The 20360-nt window shown below is 60.0% G+C and carries 7 protein-coding genes; all 7 read left to right on the top strand.

Annotated features, from left to right (window positions below):
• Positions 1-245 precede the first annotated feature (245 nt).
• Entirely contained in the window at positions 246-3479 is a 3234-nt protein-coding gene (locus WCS52_17410; GenBank protein ID MEI6168963.1) for a glycosyl hydrolase family 28-related protein, read from the top strand.
• Positions 3480-3858: 379 nt separating this feature from the next.
• Positions 3859-8697: a GDSL-type esterase/lipase family protein gene (locus tag WCS52_17405; protein ID MEI6168962.1), complete on the top strand. Its 4839-nt coding sequence runs from the start codon at positions 3859-3861 to the stop codon at positions 8695-8697.
• Between the two features lies 1 nt (position 8698).
• The gene (locus WCS52_17400; protein MEI6168961.1) at positions 8699-10834 is read left to right on the top strand and encodes a beta-galactosidase; all 2136 of its coding nucleotides are present in this window, start codon (positions 8699-8701) and stop codon (positions 10832-10834) included.
• Positions 10835-10973: 139 nt separating this feature from the next.
• A complete protein-coding gene (locus tag WCS52_17395) occupies positions 10974-12923 on the top strand; it encodes a GDSL-type esterase/lipase family protein (protein MEI6168960.1) in 1950 nt (649 codons plus the stop codon).
• Between the two features lie 131 nt (positions 12924-13054).
• Positions 13055-15292: a glycoside hydrolase family 95 protein gene (locus tag WCS52_17390; protein ID MEI6168959.1), complete on the top strand. Its 2238-nt coding sequence runs from the start codon at positions 13055-13057 to the stop codon at positions 15290-15292.
• Between the two features lie 67 nt (positions 15293-15359).
• Positions 15360-17927, top strand: coding sequence for a glycoside hydrolase family 2 TIM barrel-domain containing protein (locus WCS52_17385; protein MEI6168958.1), 2568 nt, complete (start codon positions 15360-15362; stop codon positions 17925-17927).
• A 35-nt stretch (positions 17928-17962) separates the two neighbouring features.
• Positions 17963-20360: hypothetical protein (locus tag WCS52_17380; protein MEI6168957.1), on the top strand; the 2398-nt coding region annotated here is incomplete at its 3' end.

The following is a 20360-nucleotide window of genomic DNA, read 5'->3' as shown; positions in this document are numbered from 1 at the left end:
TTGTTAATTCTGTCTAAAATTTCTCATATTGACGGAGCATTTAGATGCGTCTGCCCTGGGCTATGCCGGGTTAGGCTGATATCAGGAGGTCTGGATTCAATCTGCCTCTCATAATGCAAAGATGTGAATAGCAGTATTTGAGTATAGAAACATAACATATTTATGTGTAGTAAGTTGCAATGCAAAAAAAACTATGCAAAGTATATATACAGAGCGTCTGGTAGGCAGTATTCTATTTACATCGTATGGAAAACACCATTCATCCCGTTTCACGCGGGATTATTGTCTTTCTTGCTGTCGCACTGTTGCTGCTGTGTGCTGTGCCCGTCATGGCCTGGCGCAGCACGCTGTATCCTGCCGATTGGCAGCCGCCGACCAACGGCGCGGTCGACTTTCAAACGGATAAACTGATCCAGGACTTCTCCTACGCCGGCTATAAGGCGGGGGAAGCGCCTCTGCCCAGTATTTCCGGCCCGGTATTCACCGTGACCCAGCCGCCTTACAATGCCGACAACAGCGGAACCAACGACGCGACCAGTGCCATTCAGGCCGCGATCAACGCGGCCCAGACGGCGGGCGGCGGCGTGGTGGTTCTCCCGGCGGGCCGATACGCCGTCAGCCCGCAGGGGGCCAATACGTATGCGTTGCTGATCAACGCCTCAAACGTCGTGCTGCGCGGGGCGGGCACGGGGGCAACCTATCTGCTCAACACCAGCACGAATATGCGGGGCAAGAGCATTATCCTCGTCATCGGTCCGTCGTCGGCGGGGTTTTATTCCAGTGGCAGCGGCAGCACGGTCTTGAGCACGAATCTCCTCGGCCCGGCAGTGGATATCCCGGTGGCCAGTACCAACGGGTTTGTGCCAGGGCAATGGGTCGTGGTGCGCGCCGATTGTACCGATGCGTGGATCACCGAGCACAACGAACCGGACTGGCTGGGGTACGGCAGTTCACTCGGCGGTGTCGCCTACTTCCGCCGCGTGCTGGCCGTGTCGTCGTCGACCATCACCCTCAATGTCCCGACTCGATATTATCTGAAAACACGCGACAATGCGCGGGTGGTGCGGCTCGGAGGGAGTCCTTTGTCGGGTTGCGGCCTGGAGGACTTCTCGATCGGCAATGTGCAACATGGTGGGTCGGGGGTTGTGTCAAACGGCATCAATGTTGAGGGCACCGGGTGGGCGGAAAACGACTACACGGTTCCCGGCACGGGGGGGTATGACGCGCATGGTTCGTATGCGATCCAGTTCACGTGGGCGCGGGATTCCTGGGTGCGGAATGTGGCAACGTTCCAGGCGCCGGGGAACACCACCACGTGCCATCTCCTGAGCAACGGCATTGGCCTCAACGAGTGCACGCAGATCACCTTGACGAACCTCACTTTGCAGCGCGCTCAATATGGCGGCGGTGGCGGCAACGGCTATCTGTACCGGCTCAGCAACTCATCCGAGTGCCTGGTGGATAACTGCCGTGCGACGTTTTCACGGAGCGGCTTTGTGTTGGCCCAGATGGCGGCTTGCGGAAACGTGTTTCTCGGGTGTACCAGCACGGACAGCGCGCACCAAAACGGCGCCTCGGGTTCAGAGAACACGTACGGCGGCTACAGCGACCATCATATGCACTTCAGCCACGCGAACCTGGTGGATGCCTGCACCAGCGGCAGCAACAGCAACTGGGAGGCGCGGTACCGGCCTGACAGCGTTCCGCCGCATGCCCTGTCTTCGGCGCACGGCGTCTTCTGGAACACCGGGGGCGTCGGTCGGGGCATTGGTGCCAACGGGCCTTACGCGGTGCGAAGCGAGCAGAGCCGCTACGGTTACGTGATTGGCACGCGCGGCACGCGCACCAATGTCTGGCTCACGACGTACGGCGGGACGAAATGCGATCCGGTCGATCACGTGGAAGGGATCGGCCAGGGCGACACGCTGGAGCCGGTTTCGCTTTATGCGGACCAGTTGCAGCGGCGGCTGAACCGGATGACGGTGGCGGCGGGTGGGTCCATGACCCTCAGCAACACGGTGGTCAATTATGGCGCGCTGACGATCGGATCCGGCGGCGTGCTGCACGTGGTGAACGGTACGTTGATCGTTGGCAATTACGGTGGCTTGACACTCGGGGACGGCGCGTTGCTGCAAATGACGAATAGCACGCTGATTGCCGGCAATTACACCAACACCGGAACCTTTACGTTATCGATGGTGACCAACATCGTAACAGCCGGGGTGGGGGGGGCGATCACTCCGTCCGGTACGAACACCATGATCTCGACATGGTCGAATGTGACCTATTCCCTGACGGCTGCGGTGGGTTATGGGGTCGGTTCGCTGACGAACAACGGGGTGGTCACCAACTTTTCCGGTACGAAGACGGCAACCTACACGGATCCGGCGTCGAACATCACGAACAACCAGATCATCACAGCGGCGTTTGTGTACAACGGGGTGCGGTTTGTTCCCGGTGACTACGGGACGATTACCGGCGCCTTGGCGGCGGCACAGGCGGGCGACCAGATTGTGATCAGCAGCGGGACGTACGCCGAGACGCTGGTGGTGAGCAATACCGTCACGCTGGTCGGGTCGAATGTGACAGGTGTGGCGGGGTTGACCGTGCTGTCAAACCAGACGCTGGTGTTGAGCGGGTTCACCTCCTTTGCGGTCTCCGCCCTGGCCATCCAGTCGGGCGGCATCGTGCAAGTCAGTAACTCAACGGTCACGGTAAACGGCATGACTTTGACGGGCACGTTCACCTTGAATTCGCAGTGGGGGACGTCACCGATACCGTCTTCCTTGAATTTTTCGGCTGATTTTGAATCCTATTCCACGAATATCCCGTTAGCCCTGTGCGGAGGAGGCGGGTGGAGCGCCACGGACCCGGGGTCAATGGTGCAAGGTCCGGTGGCTCACCAGAGCGCCAAGGCGGCTAAGGTCGCGAGTGCTTCCTCCCTTTCGCTGGCGGTCAATGGCGAGGGGATCAGCAACGTCTGGACGGATGTCTGGCTCAATGACCGTGAGCCCAGGTATGCGGAAATGTCGACGCCGACGGGCACGACGAATATGGCCGTGATGCTATTTGTGAACACGAACAACCATGTCGTGATCTGGAACTCCAATGCGTGGGATGAATGCACGCTGGACGTGGCTGGGAATGCCGCGCAGGTGTTCTCTACCGGCCAGTGGGTGCGGGTATCCTTCTATGAGGATTTCACGGCCCAAAAGGCGGCGTTGTTCGTGAACGGGCAATTGTTGCGACAACAGGTGCCGTTCGTTTCATTTGTTGGCAGTTACCATGCCTTCAAACTCAGTTCAGGGGTTGGCGCGGCGTATCTGGATGATGTGCAGGTCTGGACCAATATACCGGCCACCTTGACAAACATGCCCATGAGCGACCTGGACCATGACGGGATCCCGGACGCGGTGGAGATCGCCCGGAAGGGGACTTTATATGACCGGTCTACGGGGACTATGTTGCTTGTGCACTAGTGTCCTGTAAGACAAGTCTTAAAGAAAGACTTCACCACTAATTTAAGAAATATAGGAAATAAAACTTTGAACAGAAGCTCGCAAAGACCGCGAAGAATAAGACGATATGGCGGCATTTTTATTCGGGAGTACCCGAACCAAAAATCCCGCCAAGGTGCTTCTTCAATTGAAGAAAACCGTTTTGCGATTTTCATGACTGGGGTATTCACCAGGCATCAAATCGCAAAACATTATCGGAATTTCCCTAATTTCCTCAATAAGTGGTTAAATCCATCTTCTTCGCGATCTTCGCGGGCTTCTGTTCAAACTCTTGGTTTTGGTTCTGGCGATGCCGGGTACGGGGTCTCGTTTTTCAAAGGCGATGTGAAAGGGTTGTATCATGAATAGGATGAAATGGGGAAGTTGGGTGGGCGTGCTGATGAGGGGTTGTTACAGGCATGAGCCGCGTCGCGTTGTGGCGGCCTATCGAACCGTAGCGCTGGGGCTGTTGTTTCTGGTGTTGTCGGCCCCTGCCGTCACGGCGGCATTGTTTTCCAATGGTGAACGGGTGCTTTTTCTGGGCGACAGCATCACGCGCGCTGGCGGCTGGCACTCCATGGTGAGCCTGTTCTATGAAACCCGCTTCCCTGACCAGCGCAACACCTGGCTGAATTCCGGGATCAGCGGCGACACGGCCGCAGGCGCCTTGGAACGGCTCAAGTGGGATGTGCTCAGCCACAAGCCCGACACGGTGGTGATCATGTTCGGCATGAACGAGGCCAGTCGCCCCGACCTGCCGGGGCTGATCGGCAGCGATGAGCGGGTGGAGCTTTACCGCAAGAACGTCGAAGCCCTGCTGGAGCGATTGAAACAGGCAAATGTGAAGGTGGTGCTCTGCGCTCCGAGTCCTTATGATTCCGGGGTCAAGCTGGAGTCCGCCGCGAAGCCGGAGGTCACCGCTGCACTGGCTCGCATTTCAAAGGTGGCCCGTGAACTGGCCGACAAACATGGCGCGGGGTTCGTCGATTTCTTCACCCCGATGAGCAAGATCGGCGCTGATTTCCAGAAAACCAATCCGGGCTTTACGATCATCGGCAAGGACAGGGTCCATCCCGGCGAGATGGGCAGCACAGTGATGGCCTCGCTCTTTCTGCAGGCCCAGGGCGTTCCGAACCTTGTATCCGAGACCGTGATCGACGCAGGATCCGGCCGGCTGGTTTCTTCCAGGAACGAAGAGGTCACGGACCTCAAGGCGGGTGCGGGCGAAGTCAGCTTTACACTGGCTGAGAAGGCGCTGCCGGTTCCATTCGAGGGCGACGCGCGCAAGGCGCTCTGTCTTTCGGGGGAAAACGAGCTGGAGAAGGCGCTGGCAACGATGAAAAACCCCGCCGAAGCCCACACGGGAGATGGCTGGCATTCCCAGCCGATTCAGGAGGCCTTGAACCGGCAGATTCTTCAGGTCAGCAAGCTGCCCAAGGGAGAATACGAATTACTCATCGACGACGTGGTCGTGGGCCGCTGGTGGGATGAAGATCTCTCCAGGGGAATCAACCTGGCCGGGGTCCGCGCAACACCCCAATACCAGCAGGCCCTCAAGGTCAGCCAGCTCCAGTCCAAGCGCCACCAGCTGGGGGCTTCCCAGCGGGGAGTGGCGTTCACCAAGCTCTATACCCTCACTCCCGCCGGGGTGAACCTGGATGACAAGGCCGCGGTGCAGGCCGTGCTCGAGAAGCTCATCAATGATCCCAAGGCCGGGGAGAATCCCTCGCTTGGAGCCGGAGGGTTCGCCCAGGGAATGGCCAAAACCTATTTCAAGACCCTGGAAAAGGAGGCGGAAACGGCCGCCACTCTTGCGGCTGACACCGGGGAGATCTATCGGCTCAATCAGCCAACGCCCCATCGCTATCGCCTGCGCCCCGTGGGACATCCGGTTCCGGTCGAGCAACGCCAGGCGGCGCTCGCTTCCCGGCGCAACCCGGAGCAGATGGAGAAGACGGCGCGCGAATTTTTGGATCTTCTGGTGTTGGATGGCCCCGGCCTGCTGCGCTCCAATCTGAAAACGCGCAAGGGCTTCCAGGCCGTTGCCGACCTGGCCAAGGCCGACAAGCCGGTGGAGGCGCTCAATGCCTGGCGCGACTATTTTTTCTCCAAGTTGCGCAACCCCGCGCAATACGGTCTTTCGGAGGAATCGTGCGACCCGTATGCGGGGCTGATCTCCGAAGCAGAGCGGCAGACGGTGCTCGCCAAGGCGGAGGAGATCATGCAGGGCAAGCTGGTTGCCGATGCGGCGTCCATGGCGCCGGGCGCGGTGTTGCTGCCGCCGGGCCGACCGGGTTTCAACAGCGGGACCAACCCGTGGCGGCCGGTCACATTCCAGCCGCTGGCAATAGCCTTTATGCTGACCGGCGAGCGGCGGTTCCTGGATAAATGGATCGACTACATCGATGACTGGGCCATGCATGAGACGGCCGACGCGGCCGTGCGCCCGACCGATCTGCCCGATAACACAAACGCCTATGGCTGGCAGGTCCAGCTTCTCTACAAGACGCTGGCCGGAATTGCCCGTTCCCCGCAGGGGGGCGCCGATTTCCCGGCCGACACCCTCGCCCGGGTCCTGAGCAAGCTGATCCGGGTCTATCCCACTGCGGCCCTGATCTATTTTGAAAGCAATCCGCAGAACTGGACCTCCCTCACCATGGTTGGGCTCATGCAAACGGCTTTGCTCATGGATGAGTTCAAAGCGGCTGAATATCTTTTCAACCGGGCCCGCGCCCGGCACGAGAATTACCCGGTGATCCAGGGGCTGCCCGATGGGGGGGAGACCGAGCACTCCCTTTGGTATAACCGTCACGGCTTCGACAGCTGCAGCGAGGCGCTCGAGTTGGCGTCCGCCTGGCGCGGTAGCGACATCTACAACCGGCGCGGCAGCGACATTTACAAACGGCTTTCCTGGGCGAAGGTTTTGGCCGACCCGAGCTGGGATCGGCGCCAGCGCGACCTGCTTGTGACCCGGAGCCGTTACCTGCTGCAGATGATGACCCAGCTGAGCCAGAACCCGGTCGGCAACCGGAATGACCATCGCGTGTTCCCCGGCGTGAGAACCGGGGAGGAGTTCGATCTCTTTTCCATGGCGCCCGATCTCGGCCGCATTGTCGAAACGCTGCACGGCAACACGGCCTCCGGATTACCCTCGTTCACTATGTCTGCCTTCCCCTACAGCGGTAGTTGGATGATGCGCACCGGCTGGGGACGGGAGGATGGCTACGCCCACTTCTTCTCCTCGACATTTCCCTCAGCCGGGCACGCCCTGATCGGGCTCAAGGGCAACAACGGATTTTATCTCTCACTGGCCGGACAGGATCTGCTCACGGCCGGCAACTTCGGCAATTACTCCTACGACCGTTCCCCGGTTCGCGTGGATGGCTGGGAGCAGTTCAAGCATGCGGGAGTTGCCCACAGCTCGGGCCTCAAGCATCACAAGGGATTCGGCATTGCCTACATCGATCCGCAGCCCGCGGATTGGCGCTCCCATTCCAGCGGGAAATTCGATTTCGCCGAGGGTGTTTACAGCGGGCCCTATGGGGAGTTTATCGATGATCACCATGACAAAGGTGCCTTCAGCGCTGAGTTTCTGGCCGAGCGCGCCCGTGGCGTCATCACCGGGATCAGCCATCAGCGCCAGATCTTTTTCATCAAGGATCCCGGGCTTTGGATTGTGGTCGACCGGCTCAAGAGCGCCGGGCCGCACCAATACTCGCTGGACTGGCAGCTGCCCGTCGCGCCGATCCGCCAGTTCGAGGGCAAACGGACTCCGCGCGTCAGCGGAAAAACATTCACGCCCGAGACGATTGCGATCGATGCGAATGGCAGCCAGAGCGTGATCACCGCCGGCGCGGAAATGCCCAACGTGGCGATCCTCCATTTCGGTCCGCGGATGGAGTTCAGCACGCAAAGAAACGACGGGGAGGCGATCAAGGAGGACTACACGCTGAACTACAAGCTCTATGATTTCCTCCGGGTCAGCGGCAGCTGGAAGAGCCCGGGCAATGACCTGGTCATCTCGCTCATCGAGGCGGTGCCGACCGGAGCCATCCCGCAGATCGTCTCGACCGAGCCGCTGGGCGACGGGAAGACCACCCGCGGCTTCAAGGCCACCCTTGCCAAGGGGAAGAGCCTGTCATTTATGGCCGCGCTGGAGGGGGAGGCGGAGATGAAGGTGGCGGACGTTTCGGCGAAAGCCGAGGCGCTGCTGGTGAGCTCTCAGGCGGGCGGCCTTGTGCTCGGCTGCGGGAAGTTCCAAAGGAAGAAGCCGGCCGCGACCGACTTCGAGTTTGCGCTCGACAAGGGGAAAGTGCGCCCGGGGGCAGCCATCCTCACCCCGATTGCCCCGGTGAAAATCGAGCCGGCCTGCAACGTCATCAGCGGTCCGCAGCCGGTGAGCCTGAGCTGCGCGACCGGGGGGGTGGAGATCCGTTACACGTTGGATGGGACCGAACCCGATCTGCAGTCGGCGCTCTATGCCGGACCGTTTATGATCGACAACACCGTGGCGGTGAAGGCCCGCGCCTTCAGGAAAGGACTCGAGCGTCTGCCCGAAAACCTGGCCGGCACCCATGCCACCGTGACCGCCTCGGCCTATTTCACGCTCCAGAAACCGGCGGAAGCCGTGGCCCCGCTCGGAGCGCCCAAGGCCATGCCCGGGTTGAAGGCGGAGTATTGCGAAGGGGATTGGCGCGATATGATCTTCTTCCCGCACCGGGTCCAACCGCAGAAGACGTTCACGGTCAAGAAGCTCTTCGAACGATGCGCTCCCAACGCGGAGAAAGCCTTCGGCTGGACCTATTCCGGCTACCTCGCGGTGCCTGAGGACGGAATCTACACCTTCCACGCTCCGCAGGAGTTGATCCTCTCCAAAGCCGAGCCGGGATACGCCCTGCGGCTCTTTGTCGGCCAGGAATTCTCCGGCAACCGTCCGACCGGCAGCCTCAACGAGTGGTACCCGGCCACGACCCGGCACGGCTACGGCACCTGGAGCGTGGCGCTCAAAAAAGGAATGCAGCCCTTCAAGGCGATCTATGTCGACTACCGCACCGATGCCGCCGAGCGCTTCAATCACCCGGGGATGAGGGAAAACACCATGTGGGGCGGGACGGTTCCCGAACTGCTCGTCTCCGGTCCGGGCCTGGAGAAACAGCCGATCCCGCAGGAGTGGTATTATTCCAAAGGAAAGGATGAATAGGATGATGAGGAGTGCCCCTGAGACCCACTGCCGTTTTTCACAGATTCTTCATGGCGGGGATTATAATCCCGACCAGTGGTTGAACCGGCCGGATATCCTTCGTGAAGATTTAAGGATGATGCCCCTGGCGAACTGCAATGTCATGAGCGTGGGCATCTTTGCCTGGACCGCCCTGGAGCCCGAGGAGGGGGTGTTCACATTTGATTGGCTGGACCGGACGATCGATGACCTTGCGGCGCATGACGTCCGGGTGGTGTTGGCAACCCCGAGTGGAGCCCGGCCCGCCTGGATGGCGGCAAAGTATCCCGAAGTCCTGCGCGTGGGGCCGAACCGGGTCCGTAATCTGTATGGCGTGCGCCACAATCATTGCACCACGTCGCCAGTTTACCGGGACAAGGTGCGCCTGATCAATGCCCGGCTTGCCGAACGTTATGGGAAACACCCCGCCTTGTTGCTCTGGCATGTCTCCAACGAGTACAGCGGCGAGTGCCATTGTCCGCTTTGCCAGGAGGCGTTCCGGCTCTGGCTGCGCCGCCGCTACGGTGATGACCTGAAGCGGGTGAATGAGGTGTGGAACACCAGCTTCTGGAGCCACACCTATACGGCGTGGGAGCAGATCGAATCGCCTGCCCCGCATGGCGAAACCCTGGTGCATGGCCATAACCTCGACTGGAAGCGGTTTGTCACCGACCAGACGGTTGACTTCATGTGCCACGAGATTGAACCCCTCCGGCAAGGGGCACCCGGCGTGCCGGTTACCACCAATCTCATGGGAGACTACCCGGCCCTCAATTACTGGAAACTGGCACCCCACCTGGATGTGATTTCGTGGGACAGCTATCCTTTCTGGCATACGGGTCCTGCGGGATACTCCCTGCTCAACAGCGTGCGGGATGGCGCTGAACCCCTCTGGCCGGACCGGCTGGAGGCGCACTGGGGGCTGTTCGTCGCCTTCATGCACAACATCAACCGCAGTTTGCGTGGCGGGCAGCCGTTCCTGTTGATGGAGTCCACCCCGAGCGTGTCCAACTGGCAGGCGGTGTCCACGTTGAAACGACCCGGCATGCACCGGCTTTCGTCCCTGCAGGCCGTCGCGCACGGCTCCGATTCGGTGATGTATTTCCAGTGGCGCAAGAGCCGCGGGGCCTCTGAAAAATTCCATGGGGCGGTGGTGGATCATGTGGGACATGAACACACCCGTGTATTCCGCGACGTGGCGGAACTGGGCCGGGACTTGCGCCGGCTCACGCCGGTGGCCGGTTCGGCGACGCCGGTGGAGGTGGCGGTGGTATTTGACTGGGAAAACCGCTGGGCGCTGGAGGATGCGAAGGGGCCCCGCAATGACGGCGAGAAGCGGTACCTGAGTACCTGCATCGCCCATGCCGCTCCGTTCTGGACGCGGGGGATTCCCTTCGATGTCATCGATATGGATCAGGAGCTATCGCGTTATAAACTCGTGATCGCCCCGATGCTTTACCTGTTGCGTCCGGGCGTGGCGGATCGGCTCGAAGCGTTCGTGAAGGCCGGTGGCGTGGTCGTGGCGACCTATCTCAGCGGGTGGGTGGACGAGAACGATCTTTGTTTCCTGGGCGGCTTCCCCGGTCCGTTGCGACGGATGCTGGGGCTCTGGTCCGAGGAAATTGATGCCCTCGCCATTGGCGCGACCAATGCCGTGAGGTTCGGGCCCGGGAATCCGATGGGGCTCTCCGGCGAGTATCCCGCGCACATCTTCTGCGACCTGATCCACGCCGAGGGCGCGGAAACCCTCGCGACCTATGCCAAGGATTTCTATGCCGGCCGACCGGCGGTGACGGTCAATGCTTTCGGAAAAGGGCGGGCCTATTATCATGCCGCCAGGATGGGGGAACGGTTCCTGGATGATTTCTATGGGGTTCTGGCAAATGACCTGAAGCTTGTACGGGCGCTCCCGGTGGACCTGCCCGCAGGGGTTACCGCCCAGCGGCGCAGTGATGGGGAACGGGATTTTATCTTCGTGATGAACTTTAACGAACAGCCCCAGCGTGTGGATCTGCCACCCGATGGCGCCTTCACGGATATGATGACAGGTGAAGCCGTATCCGGTGCCTTGACGTTGGAAGGCTTCGGGGTTCGGGTGATTCAGGGGAAGGCCTCTTAGTGAAATGACGCGTACTTAAGAGACTTTTCTGGCTCGTAATCATAATCGTAATCCTCTTGGGGACAATGGATTACGATTAAGATTAGGATTAAGATTAAGATTAGGATTTCTATGGGATGCTAATGAAAGGGATCGAACGATGAAAAGTTGGATATATGGGATTTGCGTGATGATGGCGGTGGGAGCGGGAACGGTGACGGCCGAGCCGGCGAAGGTGCCGGTACCGGTATGGGATTTGGCCAAGGATGCGTTTGCGGCCACAACCGGGCGAGTCGAGCGGGTGGACGGGCGTGTCATGATGGACGGAGAGAGCGCGTTCGCCATCCCCAACAGCGCGATTACGGACCCCTCCTGCTTCACGATCACAATGGAAATCCGCTTCGGTGCGATAGAAGATGGCCGCACGCTGCAGTTGCTGGACCAGCGGGTTTCCGATACGGGGTTCGCGGTCGATGCGTTCAAGTGGGGAGTGGTGACGACGGTGAACGGCGTCACGTATGAGGGGAACCGTTTTTCGTGGTGGTCCAAAGATGGGGTGTGGAAGTTCGTCTTTGCCGTGCGGGATGGTGTGGTGGCGGAGTATCAGAACAATGCGGCCGGGCCGCAGTATCTGCTGCGCATCTCGCCGAATCTCGCGCCGATCTGGGTGGGGCGCACGCCGGGCCGGAAGGGTATGAAGGCGCTCTCAGGCTATGAAATACTCAGCCTGAAGGTTTACGGGCCGGACACCAAGTATTACCTGCCGGGCGAGTCGGCGGACACGTTGAAGAACGGCTACATCGGCGGGCCGGGCTGGCTGATACGGGTGCCGGGAAAGATCGACAAGCCGCTGCCGCGCATCCTCTATTATGGCGACTCCATTTCCTATGGATACGGGGAGCCCTTTTCCGCGCTCATGAAGGACAAGGCCTACTGTTATAACTGGTGCCATTTCGTCGGCGGCGTGGGCGGGTTCCCGACCGCCGCGTTTGAGGCGGCCGCAGCGGCTGCACCGTTCGACATCATCATCTTCAACAACGGGCTGCATTCGCTGAGCTGGTCGCCGGACAAGGTCTCGGACGCGCAGATCGAGGCCGTCCTGCGCAACATGGTCCAGGCGTTCCGCAAGGGTGCTCCGAAAGCCAAGCTGGTCTGGGCCTCCACGACGCCGGTCACGGCGAAGGGCAGCCCGGTCACCGGCCTAGGCGAGCTCAATCCCATTGTCATCCGGATCAACACGCTGGCTGAGAAAGTCATGAAGGAGGAGGGGGTGGACAGCGTGGATCTCTACGCCCTGCTGAAGGATCACCTCAACCTCGCCTGCGGCGACACGCTCCACTGGTCGAGTGAGGGCTACCAATTGATCGCCGGGGCGCTGCAGAAAAAATGTGACGCGCTCCTGCCGCGACCCGCCGCCAAGCCCGCCGTTCCGGCCGTCAAACTGCTGCCGCAGCCGCCGGATGTCGCCGCCGAAAAATTCGGGCCTGATGGCAAAGTGGACGCCCGCTTTGCCGCCGCGCATGAAAAATTTGTGGGCATCGCGAAGGAAGGCAAGGCACAGCTCGTGTTCCTTGGCGACTCCATCACCGACTTCTGGGGCAACCATAAGATGATCTGGGACAAAGCCTTCAGTGCTTACCAGCCCGCAAACTTCGGCATCGCCGGCGACCGCACGCAGCACGTCCTCTGGCGCATCACCAACGGCGAACTCGACGGCATCACGCCCAAGGCCGTCGTCCTCTTGATCGGCATCAACAACGTCGGTAGCGATCCCGCTGAAAACATCGCCAAAGGCATCACCGCCATCGTCGAAACGATTCGTGCCAAACAGCCGCAGGCCAAGATCCTCCTGCTCGCCATCTTCCCGCGCGGCGACTGGCCGACGGGCAAGCTCGGCGCCCCCAACGACAAGCGCAAGCAGGTCAACGCCATCATCGCCAAGCTCGACGACGGCAAGAACATCTTCTTCCTCGACATCGGCGACAAATTCCTGCAGCCCGACGGCTCCCTCACCAAGGAGATCATGCCCGACTTTCTCCACCTCTCCGCCGCCGCCTACCAGATCTGGGCCGATGCGATTGGCCCGAAACTCGCGGAGTTGATGAAGTAAGGCATCTTCAAAAGAATTTGTGGGTCATAAACATGCAGGCGCTGATGGGAATAAGTATGGTGTCCCCAAATATCATGAAATAAGAAATCCTAATCGTAATCTTAATCGTAATTGAAAGGAAAAAACACAAAATGAGGAATCAAATCAAAACGAGCCAGATCATAGTGGCACCGGCAAGCAAAGTGTTCTGCATGAATATACAATATGCCCGATTTTGTGGAATGGTCGCGATGTTAATGGCACCGCTGGCGTTTGGCCAGGCAGTCCAGCCCGCCACGCAACCCAACCAGGTCATGTGGTATGACCGCCCGGCTACGAATTGGGAGCCGGAAGCGCTACCGATCGGCAACGGTCGCTTGGGCGCGATGATCTTCGGCGCGGCCGAGAGGGAGAATGTTCAACTCAACGAGTCCAGCCTGTGGGAGGGTGACGAAAAGGACTCGGGCATGTATCAGAATCTCGGCGGGTTCGGGGTGGCACTGCCGCTGGCCAAGCCCGCTGAAAATTACCGCCGCGAACTGGACATCAGCCGGGCGGTACATGCGGTGAGTTATGTCAGCGATGGGGTGACCTATCGGCGCGAGTCGTTTGCCAGCTTTCCCGACCAGGTCATGGTGTTTCGCTTCACCGCCGACAAGCCGGGCAGCCACTCCGGCACCCTCACCATCCAGGATGCGCACAATGCCAGCCCCATCATCGCGCCTCACAGGCTCACAGCGGCGGGCAAGTTGAAGAACGGTCTGCAGTATGAATCACAGATTCTGGTTCTCAACGAGGGCGGCACGCTAACCGCGACACCTGCGGGCATCGCGTTCCAGAACGTCACGAGCCTGACGCTCATCGTGGGTGCCGGCACGGACTACCTCAACCAGCGCAGCAAAGGCTGGAGGACCGGTGAGGCGCCACACCGCCTGGTGACTGAGCAACTTGACAAGGCGGCAAAACGTCCCTACACCGAGTTGCTGGCCGCGCACGTCAAGGAGTATCAGGCGCTGTTCAACCGGGTCCGCCTGGACAACGGCAAGACGGCGGTCGCCATCGCAGCCCTGTCGACCCCCAAGCGGCTAGCCGCGTACAAGCAAGCCAACGCGCAGGATCCGGAATTGGAGAACCTGTTGTTCCAATATGGCAGGTATCTGCTCATCAGTTCGTCGCACGGCGCCTTACCGGCCAATCTGCAGGGGCTTTGGAATAACAGCAACAAGCCGCCGTGGCGCTGCGACTATCACTCCAACATCAACATCCAGATGAATTACTGGCTGGCCGAGACCGCCAACCTGCCGGAGTGCGCCGAACCGCTGCTCAACTATATCTTCAGTCTGCGCGAGGTGCGCACCGAGCAGACGTCGGCCCATTTCAAATCCAAGCGCGGGTGGACCGTGCAGACCGAGAATAACATCTTCGGCGGATCGAGTTGGGAATGGAACACGCCCGGCAGCGCCTGGTATTGCCAGCATCTGTGGGAGCACTATGCCTTTGGGGGTGACAAGACCTATCTCAAGACTGTGGCCTATCCGGTGATGAAGGAAGTGTGCGAGTTCTGGGAGGACCGCCTCAAAGCTCTGCCCGACGGCACCCTGGTGGCGCCCATGGGATTTTCACCCGAGCAGGGGCCGCGTGAAGACGGCGTGTCGTTCGACCAGGAGATCGTCTGGGATCTCTTCAACAACACCATCGAAGCCTCGCAAGCGCTCGGCGTGGACTTCGAGTATCGCCTGAAACTCACCGCCCTGCGCGACAGGCTGTTAGTCCCGAAGATCGGCAAGTGGGGCCAGTTGCAGGAATGGATGGTCGACCGCGATGACCCTAAGAATACCCACCGCCACGTGTCGCATCTGTTTGCCCTGCATCCGGGCCGTCAGATCTCGCCGACCCAAACACCAGCACTGGCCGCTGCTGCCAAGGTGTCGCTCAATGCCCGCGGTGACTCCGGCACCGGCTGGAGCAAGGCGTGGAAAATCAGTTTCTGGGCGCGGCTGTTGGATGGCGACCATTCGTACAAGATGTATTCTGAACTCTTGAAGAACAACATCATGCCTAACCTGTTCGACTCGTGTCCGCCCTTCCAGATCGATGGCAACTTCGGTGCCACGGCAGGGGTGTGCGAGATGCTGCTCCAGAGCCAGGCGGGTGAGGTGCACCTGCTTCCCGCCTTGCCCAAGGCGTGGCCCACGGGAAGCGTCACGGGCCTGCGTGCCCGTGGCGGCTTCGAGGTGGACATGGCGTGGGCGGACGGCAAGCTGACCTCGGTGGCGCTGCGCAGTCTAACCGGCAAGGCCTGCCAGGTACGCTATGGTGAAAAAACTGTGGAGCTGAAGATGAAGCCAGGGACTGTGCTCCGCCTCGGCGGCGACCTGTCACGCAAGTGAAACATCAATGAAAATTGAACGCTGGCATGGAAATATCGCAATGACAAGAACATCAGGTATATGGACTATGCTTCTCCTCATCGGATCAAGTCTGACTTGTAATGCCGCCCAGGGTCCGGCATTGCCCGCGAAGGATCCGGCATCGATTCGTCAGGTGATCAATTTCAACCGCGATTTCCTCTTCCGTCTGGGAGTGAAGAAGGACGGGGAAAGGCTGTCGCTTGATGATTCCGCATGGGAACCCATCGGGTTGCCGCATTCGTTCAGCATTCCTTATTTCCGGGCCTCCACGTTCTATGTGGGCGAGGGCTGGTACCGGAAGCATTTCACGGTTCCGTCAAGCTGGACCGGGAAGCAGGTCCGCCTCGAATTCGAGGGCTCGTTCCAGCATACCTCAGTTTACCTCAACGGCGTGCTGGTTGGCACGCATGACGGCGGTTACACCGGATTTGATGTCGATCTAACATCGCAGGTCAGGACCGGCGAGAACCTGCTGGCCGTGCGGGTGGATAACCGGTGGGATCCGGTCCTGCCGCCACGGGCCGGCGAGCATGTGTTTTGCGGCGGCATCTACCGGGATGTCCAGCTGGTGGTCACGGATCTGCTGCATATTCCGCGCAACGGGGTCTTGGTGATCACTCCGGAAGTATCCAGGGATAGGGCACTCGTCAAAGTGACTGTCACACTCAGCAACGAGGGCAAGTCACCACGCGTATGTGCCGTTAGGGCGATGCTTGTGGCGCCCGATGGCACCACGGTGGTGGCCCGGACGGCGACTGAAAATCGTTCGCTTGCGGCCGGCCAGACGGTGACGGTTGACAGCCCGGAAATGGTGGTCGAAAAACCCCTGCTTTGGCATCCCGATCATCCGTCCTGTTATTCCGTGAGAGTGGCTGTGGTGGGGAACGGAAAGACGGTGGATGAAACCACGGTCAGAACCGGTCTTCGCTGGTTCAAGTTTACGGCTGACAAGGGATTCTTCCTCAATGGCGAGCCCTTGCGTTTGCGCGGGGCCAACGCGCACCAGGATCATGCCGGTTGGGGCGATGCCGTATGCAACACCGGGCATCGGCGCGATGTGAAGTTGATCAAGGAAGCCGGGATGAATTTCATCCGCGGCTCGCACTACCCGCACGATCCGGCGTTCCTGGAGGCCTGCGACGAACTGGGGGTTTTGTTCTGGTCGGAATACTGTTTCTGGGGAATGGGCGGCTTCCGTGGTGAGGGCTATTGGAACAGCAGTGCCTATCCGCCCGGCAAGGAGCATTGGTTGCCATTCGAGGAAAACGCCAAACGCGGACTCAAGGAGATGATCCTCGATGCACGCAACCATCCGTCGGTCATCATCTGGAGCATGTCGAACGAACCGTTTTTCACCGTTGAGACCAAGCGTGCCCTCGCTCTGGCGTCGGAGATGATCAAACTCAGCCATGAACTGGACCCGACCCGCCCCGCAACCGTCGGCGGCGCACAGCGCGGCGGCTTTGACAAAATCGGCGATGTCGCCAGCTATAACGGCGACGGCGCCAAATTTCCGAATCCCGGCATCCCCAGCGTGGTGTCTGAGTATGGCAGCCGTGTGGACAACCGTCCCGGCATCTACGACCCTTGCTGGGGTGAGACCAAGGGTGAGAAGCCTGAATGGCGTTCCGGCGAAGCCCTGTGGTGTGCCTTCCACCACGGCAGCATCGCCGGTGACATGGGCCGCATGGGGATGATCGATCATTTCCGCCTGCCGCTGCGCGCCTGGTATTGGTATCGCAATGCCTACCTCGGCATTGCCCCGCCGCCATGGCCCATGGCCGGCACGCCCGCCAAACTCAAACTGGAAGCCGACCGCACCACGTTTTCCAATGACGGCACCGAGGACTGCCAACTGATCGTCTCCGTGCTAGATGCGGGCGGCAAACCCATCAACAACAGTCCGCCGGTGACGCTGGAGGTCGTCTCAGGTCCCGGCGAGTTCCCCACCGGGCGTTCGATCACTTTCCGGAACAACACCGACATTGATATTCGCGAGGGTCTGGCCGCCATGGAGTTCCGCTCTTACCACGGGGGTGCCACGCTGATCCGCGCCTCCTCACCGGGGCTTGAGGACGCCACCCTCACCCTAACCACGACCGGAACCCCTGCCTGGGACGCGGGGAGGAGCCAGGCGTGCCGCGTGCGGCCCTATCCCGGCCCTCTTACTGAACCGCCGAGCGACGAGATGCGTGGCGCGAACCCCGTGAATCTTGCCCTCAGCCGGCCGACTTCGGCCAGCAGCGAGGAGGAAAAGAATCCCGCCCGCCATGGTAACGACGGAGACCCGGACACCCGCTGGTGCGCCGCTGGCAACTCCTTGCCCGCCTGGTGGCGTGTGGACTTGGAAAATTTCTACTTTGTTTCGCAAGTCAGGATCACTTTCGAGAAGGCCGTCAATTACCGCTTCCGCGTGGAAGTCTCCGAGGACGGCGAACTCTGGCGGGTGGCGTCCGATCAGTCTGCCCGGACATCCTCAGACCAGGTGTGGGCCATTCCTCTTGAGACGAATCCCCGCGCCAGATTCCTGCGCGTTCTTTACACCGGACTGCCCGATGGGGTTTGGCCGAGCCACCGTGAAGTGGAAGTCTCAGGGAAGATCGGGAAACCATAAACCACATACAACACTCAAATTATAAGGAACACGAAATGAAAAAAACAAAACACATACTCGTGGCGGCCCTGGTTTTCGGGCCCGCCTTTCTTACGCACGCATCCGTACTCAAGACCGAGACGTTCCGGCACTACGCCGAGGACTTTGCCCGGAATGACGGCGAACGATACAAAAACGCCTTCCCGAATGCCCTGGCTTGGGACTTCCTGAAGGATAACATTCCGCTGCTCGATTGCCCGGATGAGGAGATCCAGACGGCGTATTACTTCCGCTGGTGGACGTATCGGAAACATATCAAACAGACGCCTGCCGGTTATATTGTGGACGAGTTTCTGCCGAATGTCGGCTGGGCGGGGAAATTCAACTCGATCAATTGTGCCGCCGGCCACCACCTGTATGAAGGCCGCTGGCTGGCGGATCCGAAGTATCTTGACGACTATACGCGGTTCTGGTTCCACGGCGGCGGCGACCCGCGGCGTTACAGTTTCTGGGTTGCGGATTCGATCTGGGCGCGCCTGCAAGTCACCGGCGACGACCGGATGGCGAAGGAGTTGTTGCCCGACCTGGTCCGGAACTACGGGGAATGGGAAAAAGCCAAGCTCGACCCCAATGGCCTTTTCTGGCAGACCGATAACTTCGACGGCATGGAGGTCTCCATCGGCGGCAACGGCTACCGCGCCACGATCAACAGTTACATGTACGGCGACGCGTTGGCGATCGCCCGGATCGCAGACCGGGCGGGGCAGAAAGAGGTCGCGGAGCGTTTCCGCGCCAAGGCGGAGGCGATCAAGCGGTTGACCCAGGATAAACTGTGGGATCCGGCGGCGCAATTCTTCAAGGTCCTGCCCCGCGGCGGGAACGCGAAGCTGTCCGACGTCCGCGAACTGCACGGTTTCACGCCGTGGTATTTCAATCTTCCCGATGCCGACAAGTCGGTTGCGTGGAAACAAATCATGGATCCGCAAGGATTCCATGCCCCGTTTGGTCCGACCACCGCCGAGCAGCGTCATCCCAGGTTCGCGCTGTCGTACGCGGGCCACGAGTGCCAGTGGAATGGGCCAAGCTGGCCGTTTTCAACCGCGATCACATTGACAGGGATGGCCAACCTGCTGAACAACTACACGCAGGACGTTGTCGGCAGGAAGGACTACTTCGATCTCCTGAAAATCTATGCCAAATCGCAGCGCCTCAAGCGTGACGATGGCACGGTTGTGCCGTGGATTGACGAGAACCTCAATCCGGCCACCGGCGACTGGATTTCCCGGACGCGGCTGAAGACGTGGAAAAACGGCACGTGGGATGCCGGAAAAGGCGGCGAAGAACGAGGCAAAGATTACAACCATTCAACCTACTGCGATCTGGTCATTAGCGGCTTGATCGGACTGCGTCCGAGGGCCGACGATACGGTGGAGGTCAATCCGCTCGTGCCGGTCGGTACGTGGGACTACTTCTGCCTGGATCGTGTACCCTACCACGGGTACCTGCTGACCATTTTCTACGACAAGACCGGCGAGCGGTATAACAGGGGAAAAGGCCTCAGGGTATTGGCCGACGGTAAAGAAATCGCAGCTTCTGATACGCTGGCGAAGATGACCGGCGTGCTTCAAAGGAAATTGGTGAGTTCGGCAGACACTCCACGTGCGCCGCTTATAAAATCCGATGCCCCGCAACATGAAACATCGGGTGGCTGGAAGAAGTTCGAGGGCAATCCGGTGATGGGTGGAAAATACGGGACGTGCTTCGACATTTCAGTCTTAAAAGAAGGCGACACCTACCGGATGTGGCTTTCGTGGCGCCCCAAGAAATCCATTGCGCTGGTCGAGAGCAAGGACGGCATCCACTGGAGCGAGCCGCCGCAGGCCGTGTTCGGCCCGCGGCCGGAAACGGGGTGGGAGAACGACATCAACCGGCCCTATGTTCTGAAGCGCGGCGATGGGTATCACATGTGGTATACCGGCCAGGCCAAGGGCCGCTCATGGATCGGCTACGCTACCAGTTCCGACGGTGTAACGTGGAAACGCATGAGCGACCAACCGGTGCTGTCCGCCGATCAACCCTGGGAAAAGAACATTGCCGTCATGTGTCCGTCGGTACTCTGGGATGAAGCGGCTAAGCAGTTTCGCATGTGGTATTCAGGCGGTGAACAAAACGAGCCGAACGCCATCGGTTACGCGACCAGCCCGGACGGTTTGACATGGAAGAAGCATGAGGGCAACCCGATCTTCTCCGCCGAACCTAAGAATCCGTGGGAGAAGCATAAGGTCACGGCCTGTCAGGTCGAGAAAGTCGGCGACTGGTATGTGATGTTTTACATCGGCTTCCAGGATGAGCCCACGGCGCGGATCTGCCTCGCCCGCAGCAAGGATGGCATCACCAACTGGCAACGCCATCCCGCCAACCCGATCATCTTTCCTGGCAAGGACAAATGGGATC

The sequence above is a fragment of the bacterium genome (assembly GCA_037128595.1).
Taxonomy (GTDB): Bacteria; Verrucomicrobiota; Kiritimatiellia; order CAIKKV01; family CAITUY01; genus JAABPW01.
The sequence above is the reverse complement of the archived record's forward strand: the minus strand, read 5'-3'. Positions and strand labels throughout refer to the sequence as shown.

Coding starts and splice junctions, on each gene's coding strand:
- WCS52_17410 (MEI6168963.1), top strand. CDS start 246: ATGGAAAACACCATTCATCCCGTTTCACGCGGGATTATTGTCTTTCTT.
- WCS52_17405 (MEI6168962.1), top strand. CDS start 3,859: ATGAATAGGATGAAATGGGGAAGTTGGGTGGGCGTGCTGATGAGGGGT.
- WCS52_17400 (MEI6168961.1), top strand. CDS start 8,699: ATGATGAGGAGTGCCCCTGAGACCCACTGCCGTTTTTCACAGATTCTT.
- WCS52_17395 (MEI6168960.1), top strand. CDS start 10,974: ATGAAAAGTTGGATATATGGGATTTGCGTGATGATGGCGGTGGGAGCG.
- WCS52_17390 (MEI6168959.1), top strand. CDS start 13,055: ATGAGGAATCAAATCAAAACGAGCCAGATCATAGTGGCACCGGCAAGC.
- WCS52_17385 (MEI6168958.1), top strand. CDS start 15,360: ATGCTTCTCCTCATCGGATCAAGTCTGACTTGTAATGCCGCCCAGGGT.